This is a genomic window from Klebsiella africana, from assembly GCF_020526085.1.
Lineage (GTDB): Bacteria > Pseudomonadota > Gammaproteobacteria > Enterobacterales > Enterobacteriaceae > Klebsiella > Klebsiella africana.
In genome coordinates this window covers 1,210,441-1,230,831 of sequence record NZ_CP084874.1, presented here as the reverse complement: position 1 = coordinate 1,230,831, position 20,391 = coordinate 1,210,441, and the positions used below count along the sequence as shown (strand labels likewise).

The window sequence follows — 20,391 nt, the reverse complement described above, 5'->3', positions numbered from 1 at the left end:
CAATAAGGCCTCCCACCCGGGAGGCCTTTTTTATTTGATAACAACAAAGGCAACATCTATGACCGAGGAAAACCCATTACTGGCGCTGCGCGATAAGATAAGCGCCCTGGATGAGAAACTGCTTGCTCTGCTGGCGGAGCGTCGCGGGCTGGCTGTTGAGGTTGGTAAAGCCAAACTGGCCTCCCATCGCCCGGTGCGTGACATTGACCGCGAACGCGATCTGCTGGAGCGTCTGATGACCCTCGGCAAACGCCATAATCTTGACGCTCATTACATCACCCGCCTGTTCCAGCTGATTATCGAAGACTCTGTTCTGACCCAGCAAACCCTGCTGCAGCAGCATCTGAATAAAATTAACCCACATTCAGCTCGCGTGGCGTTCCTCGGCCCCAAAGGCTCTTACTCGCATCTGGCGGCGCGTCAGTACGCCGCTCGCCACTTTGAACAGTTTATTGAAAGCGGCTGCGCGAAGTTCGCCGATATTTTTAATCAGGTGGAGACCGGCCAGGCCGATTACGCGGTGGTGCCGATTGAAAACACTAGCTCCGGCGGGATCAACGACGTCTACGATCTTCTGCAGCACACCAGCCTGTCGATCGTTGGCGAGCTGACGATCCCTATCGATCATTGCGTGCTGGTCAGCACCTCGACGGATGCCGATACAATTCAGACCGTCTACAGCCATCCGCAGCCGTTCCAGCAGTGCAGCCAGTATCTGAGCCGCTACCCGCACTGGAAGATTGAATATACCGAGAGCACCTCGGCGGCAATGGAAAAAGTGGCGCAGGCGAACTCCCCGGCCGTTGCGGCCCTGGGCAGCGAAGCGGGTGGCGCCCTGTATAGCCTGCAGGTGCTGGAGCACTGCCAGGCCAACCAGACGCAGAACATCACGCGCTTCCTCGTCCTGGCGCGCAAAGCGGTGAACGTCTCCGATCAGGTTCCGGCCAAGACCACGCTGTTAATGGCGACCGGTCAGCAGGCGGGCGCCCTGGTAGAAGCCCTGCTGGTGCTGCGCAACCACAATCTGATCATGACCAAACTGGAATCTCGCCCCATTCACGGCAATCCGTGGGAAGAGATGTTTTATCTCGATATTCAGGCCAACCTGGACTCGCTGGCCATGCGCAAAGCATTAAAGGAGCTGGCGGAAATCACCCGCTCCATGAAGGTCCTCGGTTGCTACCCCAGCGAAAACGTAGTGCCGGTGGATCCGGTTTAACGTTCGCGGAACGGTAATTTCTTCATCCCTGCCACCGCCACCGGCAGGGTGAAGATGGCGCCTGACAGCGGATACTTCGCCAGCTCATCGGTCTCCATATTTTCCCGGGTGGTGGTGATATAGAGCGTTTTCATATCCGCCCCACCGAAGCAGACCATTGTCGGACAACGAACCGGCATCGGGTAAGTCTCCAGCTCCTCTCCCTGCGGCGAGAAACGAGCAATCCGCCAGCCGTCAAACATGGCGCTCCAGTAACAGCCCTCCACGTCGATTGCCGCCCCGTCAGGGATCCCTTCGCCCGGCTGGAAACGGCGAAACACCTCGCGTCGGCCAGGCTCACCCTGGTCATCCAGCGGCGTACGGTAGATCACGGCGTTCGGCGTATCAGAGGTATACATCCAGCGCTGGTCGGCGCTAAACGCCAGACCGTTGGCGCCATGGATATCACACTGGATCACTTTCGGCTTCAGGTCATTATCGACTCGCATCAGCAGCGCGCCGTTGTAATCCCCCGGTCCCCAGAAGGTGCCGGCATAAAAACGCCCCTCGCGATCGGTCCCACCATCGTTAAACCGCGCCAGCTCCGGGTTGCTCGGATTATCACAGACTTTCCGCCGCAGCAGGCCGTGGGCGTCGGTCAGCCAGATGCCGCTGCGTAATGCAACGATAAATCCGCCCTTCTCACGCAGGGCAAAACAGCCGACCTCCTCTGGAAACTGCAGCACCTGGTGTTCGCCGCTGCGGGTATCGTAGCGGTGGATTTCACACTCCATGATATCGGCCCAGTAGAGGGCCTGCTCAGCCTCGCTCCAGGTCGGGCATTCCGGCAGATATCCGGTGTAGTCAAACAGCGGTTTTGGTTCAGCCATCGTTGTCATCCCTATAAAAAAAGCCAGCGGTCGCTGGCTTTATTGTATACACCTTTTTTCGCTTTACTGCCGATTATCATTCGCCTGACGCAGTAGCGTGCGGCTCTCGCTCTGGAAACGCTGGGCGTAATCGCCAAACCAGTGTTCAACTTTACGGAAGCTGTCGATAAACGCCTGCTTATCGCCCTGCTCCAGCAGGCCAATCGCTTCGCCAAAACGCTGGTAATAGCGCTTAATCAGCGCCAGGTTGTTTTCCGATGACATAATAATGTCGGCGTATAGCTGCGGATCCTGGGCAAACAGACGGCCTACCATCGCCAGTTCCAGACGGTAAATAGGTGACGAAAGCGCCAGCAGTTGCTCAAGACGCACATTCTCTTCCGCCAGGTGCAGCCCATAGGCAAAGGTGGCAAAGTGGCGCAGCGCCTGAATGAAGGCCATATTCTGGTCGTGCTCTACGGCGCTGATGCGATGCAGCCGCGCTCCCCAGACCTGAATTTGTTCGAGAAACCACTGATAGGCCTCCGGCTGCCGGCCATCGCAATAGACCACCACCTGTTTCGCCAGGCTGCCGCTGTCCGGACCAAACATCGGATGCAGGCCAAGAACCGGGCCCTGATGCGCCGCCAGCATCGCCTGCAGCGGCTCCGCTTTCACCGAGGCGAGATCGACCAGGATGCAATCCGCCGGCAGGGGCGGCAGCCTGCCAATCGTCTCCACGGTGGTGTGAATCGGTACGCTGACGATGACCATGCCGGCATCGGCGACGATTTCCGCCGCCCGCGCCCAATCGTCTTTTTCCAGAATACGCACCTGGTAGCCGGACAGCATTAACATCTTCTCAAACAGACGTCCCATCTGCCCGCCGCCGCCGACGATCACCACCGGCCGCAGATTCGGCTGCAGGGTTTTGAAGCCTTTGTCGTTTTCGCTGGAATAGGATTCCCGCATTACGCGACGCAGAACATCCTCGATCAGATCCGGCGGTACGCCGAGCGCTGCCGCCTCTTCACGCCGGGAGGCAAGCATCGCCGCCTCGCGTTCCGGGACGTAAATCGGCAGGCCATACTGGCTCTTTACCTCGCCGACTTCGGCCACCAGTTCCAGACGCTTAGCCAGCAGGCTAAGCAACGCTTTATCCACTTCATCAATTTGATCGCGTAACGCGGTCAGTTCAGCAACCATACTTTCCTCTTACACCAAACGGGCCGCCAGGTGGCCGCGGAGATCCTTATCCAGTTCACGCAGCAGCGCATCGGTGGTTTCCCAGCTGATGCACGCATCAGTCACCGAAACGCCGTATTTCATCGCCTCACGCGGCTGTTCAGAGGACTGATTGCCTTCGTGGATATTACTCTCGATCATCAGGCCGATAATGGAACGATTGCCGTCTTTGATCTGCGCGACTACGGATTCAGCCACGGCCGGCTGGCGGCGGAAATCTTTATTGGAGTTCCCATGACTGCAATCTACCATCAGCGATGGTTTCAGTCCCGCCTGCGCCATTTCTTTTTCGCATTTCGCCACATCTTCCGGACCATAGTTCGGCGCCTTGCCGCCGCGGAGGATCACATGGCCGTTCGGATTACCCTGCGTTTGCAGCAGGCAGACCTGCCCGGCCTGGTTGATGCCGACGAAACGGTGCGGCATCGCCGCGGCGCGCATGGCGTTGATGGCCGTCGCCAGGCTACCGTCGGTACCGTTTTTAAAGCCAACCGGCATCGACAGGCCAGAGGCCATTTCGCGGTGCGTTTGGGATTCTGTGGTACGTGCGCCGATGGCAGACCAGCTGAACAGATCGCCAAGGTATTGCGGGCTGTTCGGATCCAGCGCTTCCGTCGCCAGCGGCAGTCCCATATTGACGAGCTCGACCAGCAGACGACGCGCAATCTTCAGGCCGCCTTCAACATCGAACGAACCATCCATGTGCGGATCGTTAATCAGCCCCTTCCAGCCGACGGTGGTACGGGGTTTTTCAAAGTAGACGCGCATTACCAGATAGAGGCTATCGCTGACCTCTGCGGCAAGAGCTTTAAATCGACGAGCATATTCAATCGCAGCTTCCGGATCGTGAATCGAGCAAGGGCCACAAACCACCAGCAGGCGCGGATCGCGACCGGCGATGATATCGGAGATGGTCTCACGGGCGTGCGCAATCTGCGCTTCCTGTTCAACGCTCAGCGGGAATTCCGCCTTCAGTTGCTCCGGGGTCATTAACACATGTTCGTCGGTAATATGTACGTTATTCAGCGCGTCTTTTTGCATGATTGCGATCCTGTGTAGCTCGTTTGCGATAAGGGTTGCCTCAGCGGGCATGACGTAACGATACCACACAAAGTAAAGAATTCAATCCATATTACGTAAATTTTACTTTACACTTGCGAATTCATTGCCACTTTTTGCGACGGAATATGTATATAATTATTTACAGTTAGAAAAAACACGCCAAACTTGCGCACTCACGCCATCGGTATTACGAAAAATCCTGGTAAGATTTGTCCCAAAGCAAAGGGCGCATCTAATGACGGGTTTTGCTATCAGTGGTATTCTGCGCCGGGCATCGGCAGCGGCTTTTTCCGCGCTATGGCGAATTTGACGGAAGCGTGAATGACAGTATTACACCGTCTTTTATTGACTGTATTTTTTCTCATCGCGGTATCTCCTGTTTTTGCTGCCGGACCATCAGAACATGTTCGCGCTATCGTTTCCGGGATCGTGACCTACACCCGTTGGCCGTCATTAACAGGGGCGCCGAAGCTGTGCATTTTTGCCTCATCACGCTTCACTCATAGCCTGGCGCATGAAGATCCTGATGCCTTGCCCTATCAACCGGTGATAGTACGTAATAGTGAAGAAGCGTTAAAAACGACCTGCGATGGTTTTTATTTTGGCAGCGAATCACCGACCCAACAGGCGGAATTAACCCGCCGTTATGGCCCGAAGCCGCTGTTACTTATCGCAGAACAAAATACGGAATGCTCAACTGGTAGCGCGTTTTGCCTGATCATCAACGATGACAGGGTCCGCTTCTCCGTTAATCTGGACGTTCTGACGCACAGTGGCGTCCGGGTCAACCCGGACGTCCTGATGCTTGCCCGGAAGAAACCACATGAATAAGGACTTTTCACAGACTCCGCGCCCGACATTTAAACGCGCGCTCCGTCGCATTAGCGTGATAAGCGTGGTGATCTCCATGACGCTGGTCTGGCTGTTGTTGAGCACGGCCTCTATTTTTACGCTCAAACAGTACGCGCAGAAAAACCTTGAGCTTACTGCCGCCACCCTGGGCCGCAGCCTCGAAGCGGCTCTGGTATTTGGCGACAGTGCGGCAGCAGAGGAAACCCTCGCCTCGCTAGGGAAACAAGGGCAGATTTCCCAGGCTATTGTGCTCAACAGCCAGAAGCAGCCCTTTGCTGCCTGGCGCCATGAACCGCTGGCGAATAAAGAGCAAGTTAGCGGCCTTGTCAGTAAATGGCTGTTCCCGGAGCCCACGGTGCAGCCCATCTGGCATCAGGGGAAAAAAATTGGCGAACTGCAGCTAACGGCTCTCGATAAGCTGATCAGCCACTTTCTCGGCATCTCGATTCTGGTCCTGACCGGCAGCATCCTGCTCGCCTCGTTTATCGCCCTGCTGCTGACCCACTCCCTACACCGGGGGATCGTTGCCGCACTGCAGAGCATCACCGAAGTTGTGCATGATATTCGCGAAAACCGTCACTTCTCACGTCGGGTGCCTGAGGAACGTATTGAGGAGTTCCATCTTTTTGCCCAGGACTTTAATAGTCTGCTGGGGGAGATGGAGGACTGGCAGCGTCAGCTGCAGGCCAAAAATGCGCAGCTTTTGCGCAGCTCGCTACACGACCCGCTGACCGGCCTGGCTAACCGTGCCGCCTTTCGCAACGCGCTCGCCGAACTGATGAAGAACGAGGTGGGTCACCAAACCTCGGCGTTACTGTTTCTCGATGGCGATAACTTCAAGCTGATCAATGACAACTGGGGCCACGCGGCAGGCGATAAAGTGCTGACGGAGGTCGCCAGCCGCCTGATGGCCTTCGCTGGCAAACGCCATCTGGCCTGGCGTCTTGGCGGCGATGAGTTTGCCGTTCTGCTGCGCGAGGTGCGCTCAGAAGCGGAAGTGCAGGCGCTGTGCCAGTCGCTGTCGCAGCTGTTTCTTCCGCCATTCAATCTGCACAATGGCCACACCGCTACGCTCTCGCTGAGCGTCGGCTACGCGCTGGCGTGGGAGCATGCCACCGCGGAATCACTGCAAGAACTTGCCGATCAAAATATGTATCGGATGAAAAACCAACGTATACAGCAGATGCTGAAATAATAAAGGACTCATTATGCTCAGAAAATGTTTCGCGCCCGCCCTGATAACGGTGGCGCTTTTGACCGGTTGCCAGGCCCCTCAGGGAAAATTTACCCCGGAACAGGTCGCGGCGATGAAGTCTTACGGCTTCACTGAAAGCAATGGCGATTGGTCCCTGGGCTTATCCGATAGCATCCTGTTTGACAAGAATGACTACCGACTACGTCCCGACAGCCGCCAGCAGATCACCACAATGGCCTCACGGCTGGCGGCGACCGGGATCACCCATAGCCGCCTCGAAGGCCACACCGATAATTATGGTGAGGATAGCTACAACGAAGCCCTGTCGCTTAAGCGCGCCAACAATGTGGCCGATGCCTGGGCGCAAGGCGCCCATATCCCGCGCAGTAATTTAGTCACCCGCGGCCTTGGCAAAAAATACCCGATCGCCAGCAACGACACGGCGGCCGGACGCGCTGAAAACCGCCGAGTGACAGTGGTGATCAGCACGCCGTAGACGTCCGCTTAATCGCTAGACTTCGCCATCTTCATTGCCGTTGCCGTACGCCAGCGCAGATAGTCAACGGCAATGAACAGCACCAGGCTGGTCCCCATCAGCGGCATGGCCAGACCCAGGGCTAACGCCAGACCCAGCACCAGCCCACGAGCAGGCCAGGCCAGTGATAACCACGCCTGCAGCAGCGAATGCGCCGGATCCCACACGGCCTGAGGCGGACGGCGGATCCACCATAGCCGGTATCCCACTCCGATGGTAACGCACAGCGCACAACCAAACCCCACCAGCAGCAGCTGATTCGCCAGACCAAAGAGGATCCCCATATGGAAATCGACGCCCCAGCGGGTGAGCTTCGCCATCAGCGGAAAGTCGGCAAAACGGGTGCGATCCACCACCTGCATCGTAGCGCCATCGATCGCCACCGTGTCGACCTGCGTCGGCCAGCGGCGGTCGATCTCACCCACCGTCCAGGCGCGGTCGTCAGACACTGGCGGACGGATCTCCAGCCGGCTGGCGTTCAGCCCCGCCTGACGGGCTACCGCCAGCGCCTGGTCAAACTGGGCCGGCTGCAGCGTTGGCCGATGCTGAGCCATGATCATCGTATCCATATGATGCCCGGCGTGGGGATCGTGCGTCATCGGCATCGCGCCCTGCAGCTGGGTATTGACCTGCGGCGTTAGCCAGCCGAACGCTGCCCGCATTTTATCCACATTACCGCCGGCCCATTGCGACCAGGTCAGGCCGGTGGCGGAGAAGAGCAGCATACCCACCAGTAACCCCCAGCCCAGCATCACGTGCAGCCGACGATGGTTCTGCAGGGCGTTATTCAGCCGCCGTTTTGGACGCGTCATCGCCCACAGGGCAATGCCCCCCAGCGCAGCCACCCACATCCATGAGGCAGCCAGTTCGCTGTAGAGCCTCCCGATGTCGCCCAACAGCAAAGAGCGATGCGCATAATCAATCCACTGGCGCAGCGGCAGGATGCCGCTGGTGCCGTAGACCGTCATATCGCCCTTCACCCGCAGCGCGATCGGATCGACAAAAATGGCCCGGGATTCCGACTCCCCGAGACTCGGATCGGCAAACATAATGCGCGTGGTCTCGCCCAATGCAGGCGCCGGACGCACCGCCAGCAGCCGCAGATTACCCTGGGTCGCTTCTTCCGCCACCGCGATCTGGGCGCTGAGCGGCTGCGGGATCCCATCGGATAGGCCATGCAGCGCGTCGTGATAGAGCCAGTTTTCCAGCTGCGGCGTCGCCACGTACAGCGTGCCGGTCAGGGCAGCGACAAAGATAAACGGTCCGATAAACAGCCCGATATAGAAATGGAGGCGACGCAGCAGGTTCAGCCATGCCGCGCGCGAGGTGCAGGTTGTCATACTTTTCCTTTTTTAAAGCAAAAGAGGTCGTTGCGCGGTGCGCAGATTGATTTTTATTAAAGGGAAAAAGCAGACAGCCGCGGCGGGGCGCGGGTTTCGGGGTAGAGCCAGGGAAAGTAGTGCCAGTGCTTTAATACCGGGCGAGAAACCGGCAGGCGAATACGCCGCAGGAGCATGGCGACGAACAGCGCCAGCGCGAAAAGGAGCCCCGGGACATGGGCTAACAGCACGCAATAACCACACGCTTCGGCATGGTCCAGCGGCAGTTCGTGTCCGGTATGCGTAGCGCCGTCAGTGCTGTGCATCATCGCCATATCGTGGCCGGGCATCTGCGCCATACTCGCTGGCGAGCTGTCCATCATCATGGCGTGGTGCATGCCGGACATGGCGCTCATAGGGTCTTTTTGCAGGGAGATGGAGATCAGGGGGGCCACCACGATCAGCAGGATCGCCAACAGCGCCAGCCAGGCGGCTCGCCGTTTAGGTGTCGTTTGCTGAAAACTGTTACTGACCACCGCCCCTCCGTATAGAGGGCGTATTGTAAATGATTTACATCACGATGGTTACAACAAAGATAAAAAAAGGGCCGGCCCTGAGGCCAGCCCTTTTTGTCAGGATGTCGCGAAAGCGAATCTTAGTTAAGACGCTCTTTGATACGAGCAGACTTACCAGTGCGCTCACGCAGGTAGTACAGTTTAGCTTTACGTACAGCACCACGACGTTTAACAGCAATGCTGTCAACTACCGGAGAGTGAGTCTGGAAGACACGCTCAACGCCTTCGCCGTTGGAAATTTTGCGAACAGTGAATGCAGAATGCAGACCGCGGTTACGAATAGCGATAACCACGCCCTCGAATGCCTGCAGACGTTTTTTGGAACCTTCAACAACCCATACTTTCACTTCCACGGTATCACCCGGACGGAAGGAAGGTACGTCCTGCTTCATCTGTTCTTGTTCAAGTTGCTTAATAATGTTGCTCATAATTTAATCTCTTATCCTGGGTAAACTGATATTGGGGGCTCACGCCTGCCCATCATGTTTATGCTGCTGTTGCGCGTGTTCAGTTTTGAACTCCGCCAGCAGCTTTGCTTGCTCTTCAGTCAGAGCCAGGTTTTCCAGAAGTTCAGGTCTTCTAAGCCAGGTGCGGCCCAGCGACTGCTTCAGACGCCAGCGACGTATCTCAGCATGGTTTCCCGACAGCAATACTGACGGTACCTCCATCTCTTCTAACACTTCAGGACGGGTATAGTGCGGGCAATCCAGCAACCCATCAGCAAAGGAATCTTCCGTTGCTGAAGCTTCATGGCCCAGTACCCCCGGAATGAACCGGGAAACGGAGTCAATCAGCGTCATTGCCGGTAACTCACCACCGCTGAGAACGTAATCGCCGATTGACCATTCTTCGTCAATCTCGGTTTGGATTACACGCTCGTCTATCCCTTCGTAGCGACCGCACACCAGAATCAGTTTCTGATTCGTTGCCAGTTCGCTGACGCCCGCTTGATCAAGCTTGCGTCCCTGAGGTGACAGATAAATCACCTTCGCGCCTTCACCTGCCGCGGCTTTTGCTGCATGAATGGCATCCCGTAAGGGTTGCACCATCATTAGCATCCCCGGTCCGCCGCCGTAAGGACGATCGTCCACGGTACGGTGCCGGTCATGCGTGAAGTCACGAGGACTCCAGCTTTCGATGCTCAGCAGGCCATTTTTTACTGCCCGGCCAGTTACCCCGTAATCGGTAATTGCGCGGAACATTTCAGGAAACAGGCTAATTATGCCAATCCACATAGCGCCGTCTTTTACCGTTTATCCGGAGAATTTAAAAACCAGGATCCCAATCTACTTCGATAGTACGCGTAGTGAGATCGACTTTCTTGATAACCTGCCCATCGAGGAACGGAACCAACCGCTCCTTGATACCAAATGCATCTTTCAGGTTTGCCTTGATGACGAGCACGTCATTAGACCCGGTTTCCATCATATCGATGACTTTACCGAGGCTATAGCCTTCCGTCGTAACTACCTGGCAGCCCATCAGGTCTTTCCAGTAGTAGTCACCCTCTTCCAGCTCCGGCAACTGCGATGAATCCACGATAATTTCGCAATTAGTCAGTAGATTCGCGGCATCACGATCGTCAACGCCTTTCAGCTTGATGATGATGTCCTGATTGTGGTGGCGCCAGCTTTCCAGCTCAACGACCTGCCACTGACCCGCCTTCTGGATTAACCAGGGCTGATAGTCAAAAATGCTTTCGGCGTCTTCGGTGGAAGAAAACACTCTGAGCCAACCACGGATACCGTAGGAAGAACCCATTTTCCCCAATACGATCGGATCAACAGGTGCTTGTGCGGTGTGTTGCTTGCTCATCATGACCACCGTGACAGATTAAGCTGCTTTGTTAGCGGCTTTGATCAGCGCGGCAACGCGATCGGAAACAGTAGCGCCCTGGCCAACCCAGTGAGCGATACGATCCAGATCCAGGCGAGTTTCTTCTTCCGCGCCGTTAGCGATCGGGTTGAAGAAACCAACGCGCTCGATGAAGCGACCGTTGCGTGCATTACGGCTGTCAGTAACAACAACCTGGTAGAACGGACGCTTTTTAGCGCCGTGACGTGCTAAACGAATAGTTACCATAACATCCTCTTGTGTGAATAAAACAACCGGGCCCCATCGAGGAACGGAGCCCGGTGTCATATTAAAAGCCCGAAAATTTTACTGATTTCTGGGAAAAATGCAATCAGCATCTTGGTACTGAGCATTAAACAAGGGATAGAAGGCGTATATCGGTGCAGCTAGTTTAGTTCCGGCGTGCGCGCAGAAAGCGGAGCGTACACATAGTACGTGAGCATTTACTCGCTCCGCTCGCCCTCCGGGCCGCCCAGAAGGGCGTTCAAAACACGTTGGTGTTTTGTCGAGCACACCCCGGAGCTAAAATGGCAAACAAGATAGCCTTGTACCCTTGTTTTTAGCGCCCAGGGAAGCCAGGCGGCATCATCCCCTTCATCCCGCGCATCATCTTCATCATGCCGCCTTTCGACTTCATCTTCTTCATCATGCGCTGCATATCGTCGAACTGCTTGAGCAGACGGTTCACATCCTGCACCTGCATCCCGCAGCCAGCGGCTATACGGCGCTTACGTGAACCTTTGATGATTTCCGGCTTGGCGCGCTCTTTCAGGGTCATCGAGTTGATGATGGCTTCCATACGCACCAACACTTTGTCGTCCATCTGCGCTTTCACGTTGTCTGGGATCTGGCCCATGCCCGGCAGCTTGCCCATCAGGCTGGCCATGCCGCCCATGTTTTTCATCTGACGCAGTTGCTCAAGGAAGTCGGTGAGGTCGAAACCGTCGCCTTTCTTCAGCTTGGAGGCCAGCTTCTCGGCCTGCGCGCGGTCGACTTTGCTTTCAATATCTTCGATCAGCGACAGCACGTCGCCCATGCCGAGGATACGGGAAGCGACGCGGTCCGGATGGAACGGCTCCAGCGCTTCGGTTTTCTCGCCGACGCCAAGGAATTTAATCGGCTTGCCGGTAATATGGCGAATCGACAGCGCCGCACCGCCGCGGGCGTCGCCGTCCACTTTGGTCAGCACCACGCCGGTCAGCGGCAGCGCTTCGTTAAAGGCCTTCGCGGTATTCGCCGCATCCTGACCGGTCATCGCATCGACGACGAACAGGGTTTCAACCGGGTTAATGGCGGCGTGGACGTGCTTGATTTCGTCCATCATCGCTTCGTCAACATGCAGACGACCGGCGGTATCCACCAGCAGCACGTCGTAGAATTTGAGTTTCGCTTCTTTCAGCGCCGCATTGACGATATCAACCGGCTTCTGGCCGACGTCAGACGGGAAGAAATCAACACCAACCTGCTCGGCCAGGGTTTCCAGCTGTTTGATCGCCGCGGGGCGGTAAACGTCCGCGGAAACGACCAGCACTTTCTTCTTGTGCTTCTCGCGCAGGAATTTCCCCAGCTTACCGACGCTGGTGGTTTTACCAGCACCTTGCAGGCCCGCCATTAGCACCACGGCCGGCGGCTGCGCGGCCAGGTCGAGCGTCTGGTTCTCTTCGCCCATCGCCGCCACCAGCTCGTTGCGGACGATTTTGACGAACTCCTGACCCGGAGTCAGGCTTTTATTGACTTCATGGCCGACCGCGCTCTCTTTGACGCGGCTGATGAAATCACGGACCACCGGAAGCGCAACGTCCGCTTCCAGCAGCGCCATGCGCACTTCGCGCAGGGTGTCTTTAATATTGTCTTCTGTAAGGCGTCCGCGGCCGCTAATGTTGCGCAGCGTACGCGACAAACGATCGGTTAAATTATCAAACATTGTCTCTCGCCTGAGGTGGAAACGGTCGGTCGCCGCAGCGACACACAAAACGAATGTGGCGGAGTATAACACGACATCAATCTGAATGTGCTGCAACGGTTGGAGCAGAGGCCTGCTGACGTTATACTGCTTCTCTTTCTTATTTAGCCAACAGCCGACACCTATGCCTGTTTTTGCTCTACTCGCCCTTGTCGCCTACTCCGTCAGCCTCGCGCTGATTATCCCCGGCTTGCTGCAAAAAAACAGCAGCTGGCGGCGAATGGCGATTTTATCAGCGACTATCGCCTTGATCTGCCATGCTTTTGCGCTGGAAGCACGGATATTCCCCGGCGGCGAGAGCGGGCAAAACCTCAGTTTACTGAACGTCGGGTCGCTGGTCAGTCTGATGATCTGTACGGTGATGACTATCGTGGCCTCGCGCAATCGCGGCTGGCTGCTGCTGCCTATCGTCTATGCCTTCGCGCTGATCAATCTGGCCTTCGCCACTTTCGTGCCTAACGAATATATCACCCACCTGGAAACCACCCCGGGTATGCTGGTGCATATCGGCCTGTCGCTCTTCTCGTACGCCACGCTGATCATTGCCGCGCTCTATGCGCTGCAGCTGGCGTGGATCGACTACCAGCTCAAGAATAAAAAGCTGGCCTTCAGCAGCGAAATGCCGCCGCTGATGAGCATTGAGCGCAAAATGTTCCACATCACCCAGGTCGGCGTGGTGCTGCTGACTTTGACGCTGTGCAGCGGCCTGTTCTATATGCACAATCTGTTCAGCAGCGAAAACATTGATAAAGCGGTGCTGTCGATTATTGCGTGGTTCGTCTATATCGTTCTGCTGTGGGGCCACTATCATGAAGGGTGGCGCGGACGTCGTGTGGTCTGGTTCAGCGTCGCTGGCGCCGGTCTGCTGACGCTGGCCTATTTTGGTAGCCGCGTGCTGCAGCAGTTCGTGAGCTAAGTCTTTTAAGGAATCCTACGTGGAACATATCTCCACCACCACGCTGATCATAACGCTGATCGTCATGGTGATTATCTCTGCCTATTTCTCCGGCTCCGAAACCGGCATGATGACGCTGAACCGCTACCGGTTGCGCCACATGGCGAAACAAGGCAACCGCCCCGCCAAGCGCGTGGAGAAGCTGCTGCGCAAGCCGGACCGCCTGATTAGCCTTGTGCTGATCGGCAATAACCTTGTCAACATTCTCGCCTCGGCGCTGGGCACCATCGTCGGCATGCGCCTGTACGGTGACGCCGGCGTCGCGATCGCCACCGGCGTACTTACCTTTGTGGTGCTGGTATTTGCCGAAGTGCTGCCGAAGACCATCGCCGCCCTCTATCCGGAAAAGGTTGCCTACCCCAGCAGCTTCCTGTTGGCGCCCCTGCAGGTGCTGATGATGCCGCTGGTGTGGCTGCTGAATACCATCACCCGCATGTTGATGCGCATGATGGGCATCCGCACCGATACCGTCATTAGCAGCGCTTTGAGCAAAGATGAACTGCGCACGATTGTGAATGAATCCCGTTCACAAATCTCACGGCGCAACCAGGATATGCTGCTGTCGGTCCTGGATCTGGAGAAAGTCAGCGTTAACGACATCATGGTGCCGCGCAATGAGATTGTCGGCATTGACATCAATGACGACTGGAAATCTATCGTCCGCCAGCTGACCCACTCCCCGCACGGCCGCATCGTGCTCTATCGCGATTCGTTGGACGATGCCATCAGCATGCTGCGCGTTCGCGAAGCCTACCGTCTGATGACGGAGAAGAAAGAGTTCACAAAAGAGATCATGCTGCGGGCGGCAGATGAGATCTACTTTGTTCCGGAAGGGACGCCGCTCAGCACTCAGCTGGTGAAGTTTCAGCGCAATAAAAAGAAAGTCGGTCTGGTGGTCGATGAATACGGTGATATTCAGGGGCTGGTCACCGTCGAAGATATTCTTGAAGAGATTGTCGGCGACTTCACCACCTCCATGTCACCCACCCTGGCGGAGGAAGTGACCCCGCTCAACGACGGCACAGTGATTATCGACGGCAGCGCCAACGTTCGCGAGATCAATAAAGCCTTCAACTGGCACCTGCCGGAAGATGAGGCGCGCACCATCAACGGTATCATCCTTGAAGCGCTGGAAGAGATCCCGGTCCCGGGCACCCGCGTGCGCATTGAGCAGTATGATATTGATATCCTCGACGTGCAGGACAACATGATCAAACAGGTGAAAGTGATGCCGGTGAAATCATTACGCGAGAGCGTCGCGGAGTAGCGCAAGCGAAAGAAAAAGCATCACGGTGGGCTGCGGCTCGCCGTTTTTTTATCTCGCGCCGGGAGCGATGGCACAAAAAACGGCCGCCCGCGGGCAGCCGTTGAGCAAGGCAACAAGCGTTATTTCGCTTTCGCTACCGTCACCATCGCGGCGCGAATAGTACGGCCGTTCAGGGTATAACCTTTCTGCATCACGGCCAGCACGTTGCCCGCCGCCACGTCTTCAGACTCGACCATCGCAATAGCCTGGTGGACGTTCGGATCCAGCGGAACGTTGGTATCGGCGATCACTTCCACGCCGAACTTACGCACCACGTCCAGCATGGATTTCAGGGTCAGTTCGATCCCTTCCACCATCGGCGCCAGGTCCGGGTTAGCCTTGTCGGCCACTTCCAGCGCGCGGTCCAGGCTGTCGATCACCGGCAGCAGTTCATTGACGAATTTTTCCAGCGCGAATTTGTGCGCTTTCTCGATGTCCTGCTCGGTACGACGACGCAGGTTATCTTCGTCAGCTTTCGCACGCAGCATCACTTCACGTTCACGTTTCTGCGCTTCAGCCAGCTGGGCTTCCAGATTCGCAATTTTTTCATCGCGCGGATCCACCTGCTCAGCCGAAACTTCAGGCTCTACTGCCTCAACGTCGTCGTGCTGCTCCGTGATAATTTCTTCCGGGGCTTGCCCCTCAGGCGTTTTCTGTTCTTTACTACTCATGAATTTCTCCGCGTTTTTTTCGCATTCATCTCGCTAACTTCGCTTATTATGGGGATCAGTTTCCGGGTTTCAAGGGAAGCGGACAGATTGTCACTATTTCATTTAACGCAAGGACATCCAGATCATGAAGAACCATTTCAAGTGTATCGGCATTGTGGGACATCCTCGTCACCCCACCGCCCTGACCACACATGAAATGCTCTGGCGCTGGCTGTGCAGCAAAGGGTATGAAGTGCTGGTTGAACAGCAGATCGCCCATGAACTTCAGCTCAGCAACGTGAAAACCGGCACGCTGGCAGAGATTGGCCAACAGGCCGACCTCGCGGTGGTGGTGGGCGGCGACGGCAATATGCTCGGCGCGGCGCGGACCCTGGCCCGTTACGACATTAACGTCATCGGCATTAACCGCGGCAACCTCGGCTTTCTCACCGACCTTGACCCGGACAACGCCCTGCAGCAGCTCGCCGACGTGCTGGAAGGCTACTACATCGCAGAGAAACGCTTTCTGCTGGAGGCCCAAGTGTGCCAGCAAGATTGCCAGAAACGCATCAGCACCGCCATCAACGAAGTGGTGCTGCACCCCGGCAAAGTGGCGCATATGATTGAGTTCGAAGTCTATATCGACGAAGTCTTTGCCTTCTCTCAGCGCTCTGATGGCCTGATAATCTCCACCCCGACCGGCTCCACGGCCTATTCGCTGTCGGCTGGTGGCCCCATCCTTACGCCGTCGCTGGACGCCATCACCCTGGTGCCGATGTTCCCGCACACCCTTTCAGCGCGACCGCTGGTGATCAACGGCGACAGCACCATCCGCCTACGCTTCTCTCATCGCTGCAGCGATCTGGAGATCAGCTGCGACAGCCAGATTGCCCTGCCGATCCAGGATGGCGAAGACGTTCTCATTCGCCGCTGCGATTACCACCTCAATCTGATTCACCCTAAAGATTACAGCTATTTCAATACATTAAGCACCAAGCTCGGCTGGTCGAAAAAATTGTTCTGATTTTCACGGCTGCCTCTTTACTGGATAAAAAACCAGTCTATACTGTACGAAAACACAGTATTGGTTTTTCATACAGGAAGGCAGCTATGTTGGCGCAACTCACCATCAGTAATTTTGCTATCGTTCGTGAACTGGAAATTGATTTCCACAGCGGCATGACCGCAATCACCGGGGAAACCGGCGCCGGGAAATCCATTGCCATCGACGCGCTGGGGCTGTGCCTCGGCGGCAGAGCAGAAGCCGACATGGTGCGTCGCGGCGCCACCCGTGCCGACCTGTGCGCGCGCTTCGCGCTAAAAGATACCCCTGCCGCCCAGCGCTGGCTGGAAGAGAATCAGCTGGAGAGCGGGCGTGAGTGTTTACTTCGCCGGGTGATCAGCGCCGACGGCCGCTCGCGCGGCTTCATCAACGGCACCGCCGTCCCGCTCTCGCAGCTGCGCGAGCTGGGCCAGCTGCTGATCCAGATCCACGGCCAGCATGCCCACCAGCTGCTGACCAAACCCGAACACCAAAAAACGCTGCTCGACGGCTATACCGGTGAGTATGTGCTCACTCAGCGCATGGCCGAGCACTATCGCCAGTGGCACCAGAGCTGCCGCGAGCTGGCCCAGCATCAGCAGCAGAGCCAGGAGCGCGCCGCCCGCGCCGATCTGCTGCAGTATCAGCTTAAAGAGCTGAACGAATTTAACCCGCTGCCGGGAGAATTCGAGCAAATTGACGAAGAGTACAAGCGCCTGGCCAACAGCGGCCAGCTGCTCAGCACCTGCCAGCACGCCCTGACGGTACTGGCGGACGGCGAAGAGGCCAATCTGCAGAGCCAGCTTTATACCGCTAAGCAGCTGGTCAGCGAGCTGGTGGGTATGGACAGCAAGCTTTCCGGCGTGCTGGATATGCTGGAAGAAGCAGCCATTCAGCTCAGCGAGGCCAGCGACGAGTTGCGCCACTATCACGACCGTCTGGATCTCGATCCGAACCGTCTGTTTGAACTTGAGCAACGGATTTCCCGACAGATCGCGCTGGCGCGTAAACACCAGGTGATGCCGGAAGAGCTGCCGGCGGTTTATCAGGCGATGCTGGAAGAGCAGCGCCTGCTGGACGGCAGCGCCGGCTCGCTGGAATCCCTCAGCCAGCAGGTGGTCGAACATCATCAGCTGGCGCTGGAGACCGCGCGCCAGCTGCATGCCCTGCGCCAGGCCAGCGCCGACGAGCTGACCCAGCTTATCACCGAAAGTATGCACTCACTTTCGATGCCGCACGGGGTCTTCGCGATTGAGGTCGCGTTCGATGAACGCCATCTCACCGCCGACGGCGCCGACCATATTGAGTTCCGCGTCACCACTAACCCCGGTCAGCCGCTGCAGCCGATCGCTAAAGTGGCCTCCGGCGGCGAACTGTCGCGCATTGCGCTGGCGATTCAGGTGATCACCGCGCGTAAAATGGAAACCCCAGCGCTGATTTTCGACGAAGTGGACGTCGGCATCAGCGGCCCGACCGCTGCGGTGGTCGGCAAGCTGCTGCGCCAGCTGGGCGAGTCCACGCAGGTGATGTGCGTGACCCACCTGCCGCAGGTTGCGGGCTGCGGCCACCATCATTTCTTTGTCTGCAAAGAGACCGATGGCGAGATGACCGAAACCCATATGCAGCCGCTGGATAAACGAGCTCGCTTGCAGGAGCTGGCCCGTCTGCTGGGCGGCAGCGAAGTCACGCGCAACACCCTGGCGAACGCGAAAGAGTTGCTTGCGGCGTAAACTTTTTGATTTTCACAGGGTCATAGTGAACAGCAAATTGCCTGCTGACCTGCAGCCGGAGGTTTCCAACGGCGCGAAGGTCTATTATTATCGGCATATTACAGATGAGCCACGTACTGCTCGGGCCCAAAAAGGAATCAAATCACTATGCGCTGTAAAACGCTGACTGCTGCCGCAGCGGTTCTTCTTATGTTGACCGCAGGCTGTTCCACTCTGGAACGAGTGGTTTACCGTCCTGACATCAACCAGGGTAACTATCTGGCACCAAACGATGTAGCAAAAATTCGTGTCGGTATGACGCAACAGCAGGTTGCTTATGCTCTGGGGACGCCAATGATGACGGATCCGTTCGGCACCAATACCTGGTTCTATGTCTTCCGTCAGGAGCCGGGCCACCAGAAAGTGACTCAGCAGACCCTGACCCTGACCTTCAACAGCGGCGGTGTGTTGACTAACATTGATAACAAGCCCGCGCTGACCAGTCAGTAAGGCCCGGAAAAGCAAAAAGCGCTCGGTGAGCGCTTTTTTTATGGCTAACAGTCGGTCTGCTGCAGGTTACTTAGCGGCGCTTTTCTCTGCCCGCTGGCGACGCAGCTCTTTCGGGTCTGCGATAAGCGGACGATAGATTTCCACCCGGTCGCCGTCGTGAACTTCGTCATGCAGCTTAACCGGACGACTGTAGATACCCAGCTTGTTTTTCGCCAGATCGATGTCATCACGCAGCGCCAGCAGACCGCTGGCGATAATCGCCTGCTCGACCGTCGCCCCCTCGTCCAGGGTGACCTGCTGCAGATACTGCTTTTCAGGCAGTGCGTAGGCGACTTCAACACGAATATTAGCCGGCACTGTAAACCTCTTTGGCGCGCGAAGTGAACGCCTGCACCATGTTAGCGGCCAGCTCTTTGAAGATCCGGCCAAAAGCCATCTCAATCAGTTTATTGGTAAACTCGAAATCGAGATGGAATTCGATTTTGCAGGCCTCGGGGCTCAGCGGAATAAACTTCCAGCCGCCAATCAGCTTCTTGAACGGGCCATCTACCAGGCTCATCAAAATGCTCTGGTTGCTGGTCAGTGTATTGCGTGTGGTGAAGGTCTTACTGATGCCGGCTTTGGACACATCAACCGCCGCCGTCATTTGCGTCGGCCCCAATTCCAGCACGCGGCTACCGGTGCAGCCTGGCAGAAAATCAGGATAGGACTTCACATCGTTTACCAGTTGATACATCTGTTCCGCGCTGAAAGGCACCAGCGCAGTACGGCTAATCTGAGGCATAGCAGGTTCCACATTTAAACACAGTGCAAATAATATCATTTATCTGCTGCTAAAAAAAACGCTGTGCCACAACTCGTGCTAAGATGCGCAGTACACCTCGCAGGATGCGATCGAGGTAACTGTGTATAAGACGATGACTTCAGGACATTATGACTAAGAAAAAAGCCCACAAACCTGGATCAGCCACCATTGCGCTGAATAAACGCGCCCGTCACGAATACTTTATCGAAGATGAATACGAGGCTGGTCTCGCCCTGCAGGGCTGGGAAGTCAAATCCCTGCGTGCAGGCAAAGCCAACATCGGCGATAGCTATGTCATCCTGAAGGATGGCGAGGCCTTCCTGTTCGGCGCCAACTTTACGCCCATGGCCGTGGCTTCCACTCACTATGTGTGTGACCCGACGCGCACCCGTAAGCTGCTGCTCAACCAGCGTGAGCTGGACACCCTGTACGGCCGCATTAACCGCGAAGGTTACACTGTCGTCGCCCTATCGCTGTACTGGAAGAACGCCTGGTGCAAAGTGAAAATCGGCGTCGCCAAAGGTAAGAAACAGCACGACAAACGTACCGACCTGAAAGATCGTGAATGGGCGCTGGATAAGGCGCGTATTATGAAGCACGCCGGGCGTTAATCCCCTCCCCTGAGGGCCAGCTCTCGCTGGCCCTTACGCTATATCCTTGTTGATGCTGCTTTTTCGTCCACCCTGCTGAAATAATCCTGCGTGATGGGGCTGGTAACGACATTCACAAATCTGTTATACTTGACCT

The 20,391-nt window shown here is 56.5% G+C and carries 23 protein-coding genes and 1 other annotated feature (1 of these 24 only partly in view); of the genes, 10 read left to right on the top strand and 13 right to left on the bottom strand.

Annotation, left to right across the window (positions count from 1 at the left end; genetic code table 11):
* Window positions 1-34: a sequence feature (Phe leader region), on the top strand; it begins 91 nt to the left of the window's first position.
* 24 nt (window positions 35-58) lie between these two features.
* Window positions 59-1,219, top strand: coding sequence for a bifunctional chorismate mutase/prephenate dehydratase (pheA, locus tag LGL98_RS06045; protein WP_136030518.1), 1,161 nt, complete (start codon window positions 59-61; stop codon window positions 1,217-1,219).
* On the opposite strand, the gene LGL98_RS06040 is transcribed toward pheA, so the two are convergent.
* The 3 genes from LGL98_RS06040 to aroF all read right to left on the bottom strand — a co-directional run bounded on the left by LGL98_RS06040 (window position 1,216) and on the right by aroF (window position 4,353).
* On the bottom strand, window positions 1,216-2,088 hold the full coding sequence (locus LGL98_RS06040; RefSeq protein WP_136030516.1) for an SMP-30/gluconolactonase/LRE family protein: 873 nt from the start codon (window positions 2,086-2,088) through the stop codon (window positions 1,216-1,218). The two genes, pheA and LGL98_RS06040, sit on opposite strands and share 4 nt — an antisense overlap.
* Window positions 2,089-2,151: 63 nt before the next feature.
* Window positions 2,152-3,273 carry a bifunctional chorismate mutase/prephenate dehydrogenase gene (tyrA, locus tag LGL98_RS06035; RefSeq protein WP_136030514.1) on the bottom strand — a complete coding sequence of 374 codons (1,122 nt, stop codon included), beginning with the start codon at window positions 3,271-3,273 and terminating at the stop codon, window positions 2,152-2,154.
* 9 nt (window positions 3,274-3,282) lie between these two features.
* Window positions 3,283-4,353, bottom strand: coding sequence for a 3-deoxy-7-phosphoheptulonate synthase AroF (gene aroF / locus LGL98_RS06030; protein WP_136030512.1), 1,071 nt, complete (start codon window positions 4,351-4,353; stop codon window positions 3,283-3,285).
* Between the two features lie 342 nt (window positions 4,354-4,695).
* Here aroF and yfiR point away from each other — a divergent pair, with 342 nt between their 5' ends.
* The 3 genes from yfiR to LGL98_RS06015 are packed head-to-tail and all read left to right on the top strand — an operon-like array spanning window position 4,696 to window position 6,917.
* Window positions 4,696-5,205: a regulatory sequestration protein YfiR gene (yfiR, locus tag LGL98_RS06025; RefSeq protein WP_136030510.1), complete on the top strand. Its 510-nt coding sequence runs from the start codon at window positions 4,696-4,698 to the stop codon at window positions 5,203-5,205.
* Window positions 5,198-6,421 (top strand): diguanylate cyclase DgcN/YfiN, encoded by a 1,224-nt coding sequence (gene dgcN, locus LGL98_RS06020; protein ID WP_136030508.1) that lies wholly within the window; start codon window positions 5,198-5,200, stop codon window positions 6,419-6,421. The genes yfiR and dgcN overlap by 8 nt, the downstream gene beginning before the upstream one ends.
* A 13-nt stretch (window positions 6,422-6,434) precedes the next feature.
* A complete protein-coding gene (locus LGL98_RS06015) occupies window positions 6,435-6,917 on the top strand; it encodes an OmpA family protein (RefSeq protein ID WP_136030506.1) in 483 nt (160 codons plus the stop codon).
* Window positions 6,918-6,925: 8 nt separating this feature from the next.
* Here the strand turns inward: LGL98_RS06015 and LGL98_RS06010 are convergent, their stop codons facing one another.
* The 7 genes from LGL98_RS06010 to ffh all read right to left on the bottom strand — a co-directional run bounded on the left by LGL98_RS06010 (window position 6,926) and on the right by ffh (window position 12,628).
* Window positions 6,926-8,296 (bottom strand): PepSY-associated TM helix domain-containing protein, encoded by a 1,371-nt coding sequence (locus tag LGL98_RS06010; protein ID WP_136030504.1) that lies wholly within the window; start codon window positions 8,294-8,296, stop codon window positions 6,926-6,928.
* A gap of 56 nt (window positions 8,297-8,352) precedes the next feature.
* A complete protein-coding gene (locus LGL98_RS06005; RefSeq protein WP_136030502.1) occupies window positions 8,353-8,811 on the bottom strand; it encodes a DUF2946 domain-containing protein in 459 nt (152 codons plus the stop codon).
* 119 nt (window positions 8,812-8,930) lie between these two features.
* Window positions 8,931-9,278 carry a 50S ribosomal protein L19 gene (gene rplS, locus LGL98_RS06000; protein ID WP_002914145.1) on the bottom strand — a complete coding sequence of 116 codons (348 nt, stop codon included), beginning with the start codon at window positions 9,276-9,278 and terminating at the stop codon, window positions 8,931-8,933.
* A gap of 39 nt (window positions 9,279-9,317) precedes the next feature.
* Window positions 9,318-10,085: a tRNA (guanosine(37)-N1)-methyltransferase TrmD gene (gene trmD / locus LGL98_RS05995; RefSeq protein WP_023318899.1), complete on the bottom strand. Its 768-nt coding sequence runs from the start codon at window positions 10,083-10,085 to the stop codon at window positions 9,318-9,320.
* A gap of 31 nt (window positions 10,086-10,116) precedes the next feature.
* On the bottom strand, window positions 10,117-10,665 hold the full coding sequence (gene rimM, locus LGL98_RS05990) for a ribosome maturation factor RimM (protein ID WP_004150977.1): 549 nt from the start codon (window positions 10,663-10,665) through the stop codon (window positions 10,117-10,119).
* 18 nt (window positions 10,666-10,683) lie between these two features.
* The gene (gene rpsP / locus LGL98_RS05985; protein WP_002914149.1) at window positions 10,684-10,932 is read right to left on the bottom strand and encodes a 30S ribosomal protein S16; all 249 of its coding nucleotides are present in this window, start codon (window positions 10,930-10,932) and stop codon (window positions 10,684-10,686) included.
* A gap of 331 nt (window positions 10,933-11,263) precedes the next feature.
* Entirely contained in the window at window positions 11,264-12,628 is a 1,365-nt protein-coding gene (gene ffh / locus LGL98_RS05980) for a signal recognition particle protein (RefSeq protein ID WP_002914152.1), read from the bottom strand.
* A 163-nt stretch (window positions 12,629-12,791) separates the two neighbouring features.
* Here ffh and LGL98_RS05975 point away from each other — a divergent pair, with 163 nt between their 5' ends.
* Together LGL98_RS05975 and LGL98_RS05970 are read left to right on the top strand one after the other, a co-directional pair.
* Complete coding sequence (locus tag LGL98_RS05975) at window positions 12,792-13,583, top strand: cytochrome C assembly family protein (RefSeq protein WP_002914153.1); 792 nt, start codon at window positions 12,792-12,794, stop codon at window positions 13,581-13,583.
* 19 nt (window positions 13,584-13,602) lie between these two features.
* Window positions 13,603-14,889 carry an HlyC/CorC family transporter gene (locus LGL98_RS05970; protein ID WP_136030500.1) on the top strand — a complete coding sequence of 429 codons (1,287 nt, stop codon included), beginning with the start codon at window positions 13,603-13,605 and terminating at the stop codon, window positions 14,887-14,889.
* Window positions 14,890-15,008: 119 nt separating this feature from the next.
* Here LGL98_RS05970 and grpE read toward each other — a convergent pair whose 3' ends face one another.
* The gene (grpE, locus tag LGL98_RS05965) at window positions 15,009-15,599 is read right to left on the bottom strand and encodes a nucleotide exchange factor GrpE (protein WP_008806096.1); all 591 of its coding nucleotides are present in this window, start codon (window positions 15,597-15,599) and stop codon (window positions 15,009-15,011) included.
* A gap of 124 nt (window positions 15,600-15,723) precedes the next feature.
* On the opposite strand from grpE, the gene nadK reads away from it, so the two are divergent.
* The 3 genes from nadK (at window position 15,724) to bamE (ending at window position 18,839) form a co-directional block, all read left to right on the top strand.
* Window positions 15,724-16,602: an NAD(+) kinase gene (gene nadK, locus LGL98_RS05960; RefSeq protein WP_136030498.1), complete on the top strand. Its 879-nt coding sequence runs from the start codon at window positions 15,724-15,726 to the stop codon at window positions 16,600-16,602.
* Between the two features lie 86 nt (window positions 16,603-16,688).
* Complete coding sequence (gene recN, locus LGL98_RS05955) at window positions 16,689-18,350, top strand: DNA repair protein RecN (RefSeq protein WP_136030496.1); 1,662 nt, start codon at window positions 16,689-16,691, stop codon at window positions 18,348-18,350.
* A 147-nt stretch (window positions 18,351-18,497) separates the two neighbouring features.
* Window positions 18,498-18,839 (top strand): outer membrane protein assembly factor BamE, encoded by a 342-nt coding sequence (gene bamE, locus LGL98_RS05950; protein WP_002914160.1) that lies wholly within the window; start codon window positions 18,498-18,500, stop codon window positions 18,837-18,839.
* Between the two features lie 66 nt (window positions 18,840-18,905).
* On the opposite strand, the gene LGL98_RS05945 is transcribed toward bamE, so the two are convergent.
* Both LGL98_RS05945 and LGL98_RS05940 read right to left on the bottom strand, forming a co-directional pair.
* Window positions 18,906-19,196: an RnfH family protein gene (locus tag LGL98_RS05945; RefSeq protein ID WP_136030494.1), complete on the bottom strand. Its 291-nt coding sequence runs from the start codon at window positions 19,194-19,196 to the stop codon at window positions 18,906-18,908.
* Window positions 19,186-19,623 (bottom strand): type II toxin-antitoxin system RatA family toxin, encoded by a 438-nt coding sequence (locus LGL98_RS05940; RefSeq protein WP_004174798.1) that lies wholly within the window; start codon window positions 19,621-19,623, stop codon window positions 19,186-19,188. The genes LGL98_RS05945 and LGL98_RS05940 overlap by 11 nt, the downstream gene beginning before the upstream one ends.
* Before the next feature lie 149 nt (window positions 19,624-19,772).
* Here LGL98_RS05940 and smpB point away from each other — a divergent pair, with 149 nt between their 5' ends.
* Entirely contained in the window at window positions 19,773-20,255 is a 483-nt protein-coding gene (gene smpB, locus LGL98_RS05935; protein WP_002914164.1) for an SsrA-binding protein SmpB, read from the top strand.
* Window positions 20,256-20,391 lie beyond the last annotated feature (136 nt).

What these genes read in the sequence shown, in the direction of transcription:
- ffh (WP_002914152.1), bottom strand. Translation starts at nt 12,628, where the DNA reads ATGTTTGATAATTTAACCGATCGTTTGTCGCGTACGCTGCGCAACATT.
- LGL98_RS06010 (WP_136030504.1), bottom strand. Translation starts at nt 8,296, where the DNA reads ATGACAACCTGCACCTCGCGCGCGGCATGGCTGAACCTGCTGCGTCGC.
- yfiR (WP_136030510.1), top strand. Translation starts at nt 4,696, where the DNA reads ATGACAGTATTACACCGTCTTTTATTGACTGTATTTTTTCTCATCGCG.
- rplS (WP_002914145.1), bottom strand. Translation starts at nt 9,278, where the DNA reads ATGAGCAACATTATTAAGCAACTTGAACAAGAACAGATGAAGCAGGAC.
- bamE (WP_002914160.1), top strand. Translation starts at nt 18,498, where the DNA reads ATGCGCTGTAAAACGCTGACTGCTGCCGCAGCGGTTCTTCTTATGTTG.
- LGL98_RS06040 (WP_136030516.1), bottom strand. Translation starts at nt 2,088, where the DNA reads ATGGCTGAACCAAAACCGCTGTTTGACTACACCGGATATCTGCCGGAA.
- aroF (WP_136030512.1), bottom strand. Translation starts at nt 4,353, where the DNA reads ATGCAAAAAGACGCGCTGAATAACGTACATATTACCGACGAACATGTG.
- LGL98_RS05940 (WP_004174798.1), bottom strand. Translation starts at nt 19,623, where the DNA reads ATGCCTCAGATTAGCCGTACTGCGCTGGTGCCTTTCAGCGCGGAACAG.
- LGL98_RS06015 (WP_136030506.1), top strand. Translation starts at nt 6,435, where the DNA reads ATGCTCAGAAAATGTTTCGCGCCCGCCCTGATAACGGTGGCGCTTTTG.
- smpB (WP_002914164.1), top strand. Translation starts at nt 19,773, where the DNA reads ATGACTAAGAAAAAAGCCCACAAACCTGGATCAGCCACCATTGCGCTG.
- trmD (WP_023318899.1), bottom strand. Translation starts at nt 10,085, where the DNA reads ATGTGGATTGGCATAATTAGCCTGTTTCCTGAAATGTTCCGCGCAATT.
- rimM (WP_004150977.1), bottom strand. Translation starts at nt 10,665, where the DNA reads ATGAGCAAGCAACACACCGCACAAGCACCTGTTGATCCGATCGTATTG.
- dgcN (WP_136030508.1), top strand. Translation starts at nt 5,198, where the DNA reads ATGAATAAGGACTTTTCACAGACTCCGCGCCCGACATTTAAACGCGCG.
- nadK (WP_136030498.1), top strand. Translation starts at nt 15,724, where the DNA reads ATGAAGAACCATTTCAAGTGTATCGGCATTGTGGGACATCCTCGTCAC.
- grpE (WP_008806096.1), bottom strand. Translation starts at nt 15,599, where the DNA reads ATGAGTAGTAAAGAACAGAAAACGCCTGAGGGGCAAGCCCCGGAAGAA.
- LGL98_RS05975 (WP_002914153.1), top strand. Translation starts at nt 12,792, where the DNA reads ATGCCTGTTTTTGCTCTACTCGCCCTTGTCGCCTACTCCGTCAGCCTC.
- rpsP (WP_002914149.1), bottom strand. Translation starts at nt 10,932, where the DNA reads ATGGTAACTATTCGTTTAGCACGTCACGGCGCTAAAAAGCGTCCGTTC.
- recN (WP_136030496.1), top strand. Translation starts at nt 16,689, where the DNA reads ATGTTGGCGCAACTCACCATCAGTAATTTTGCTATCGTTCGTGAACTG.
- tyrA (WP_136030514.1), bottom strand. Translation starts at nt 3,273, where the DNA reads ATGGTTGCTGAACTGACCGCGTTACGCGATCAAATTGATGAAGTGGAT.
- pheA (WP_136030518.1), top strand. Translation starts at nt 59, where the DNA reads ATGACCGAGGAAAACCCATTACTGGCGCTGCGCGATAAGATAAGCGCC.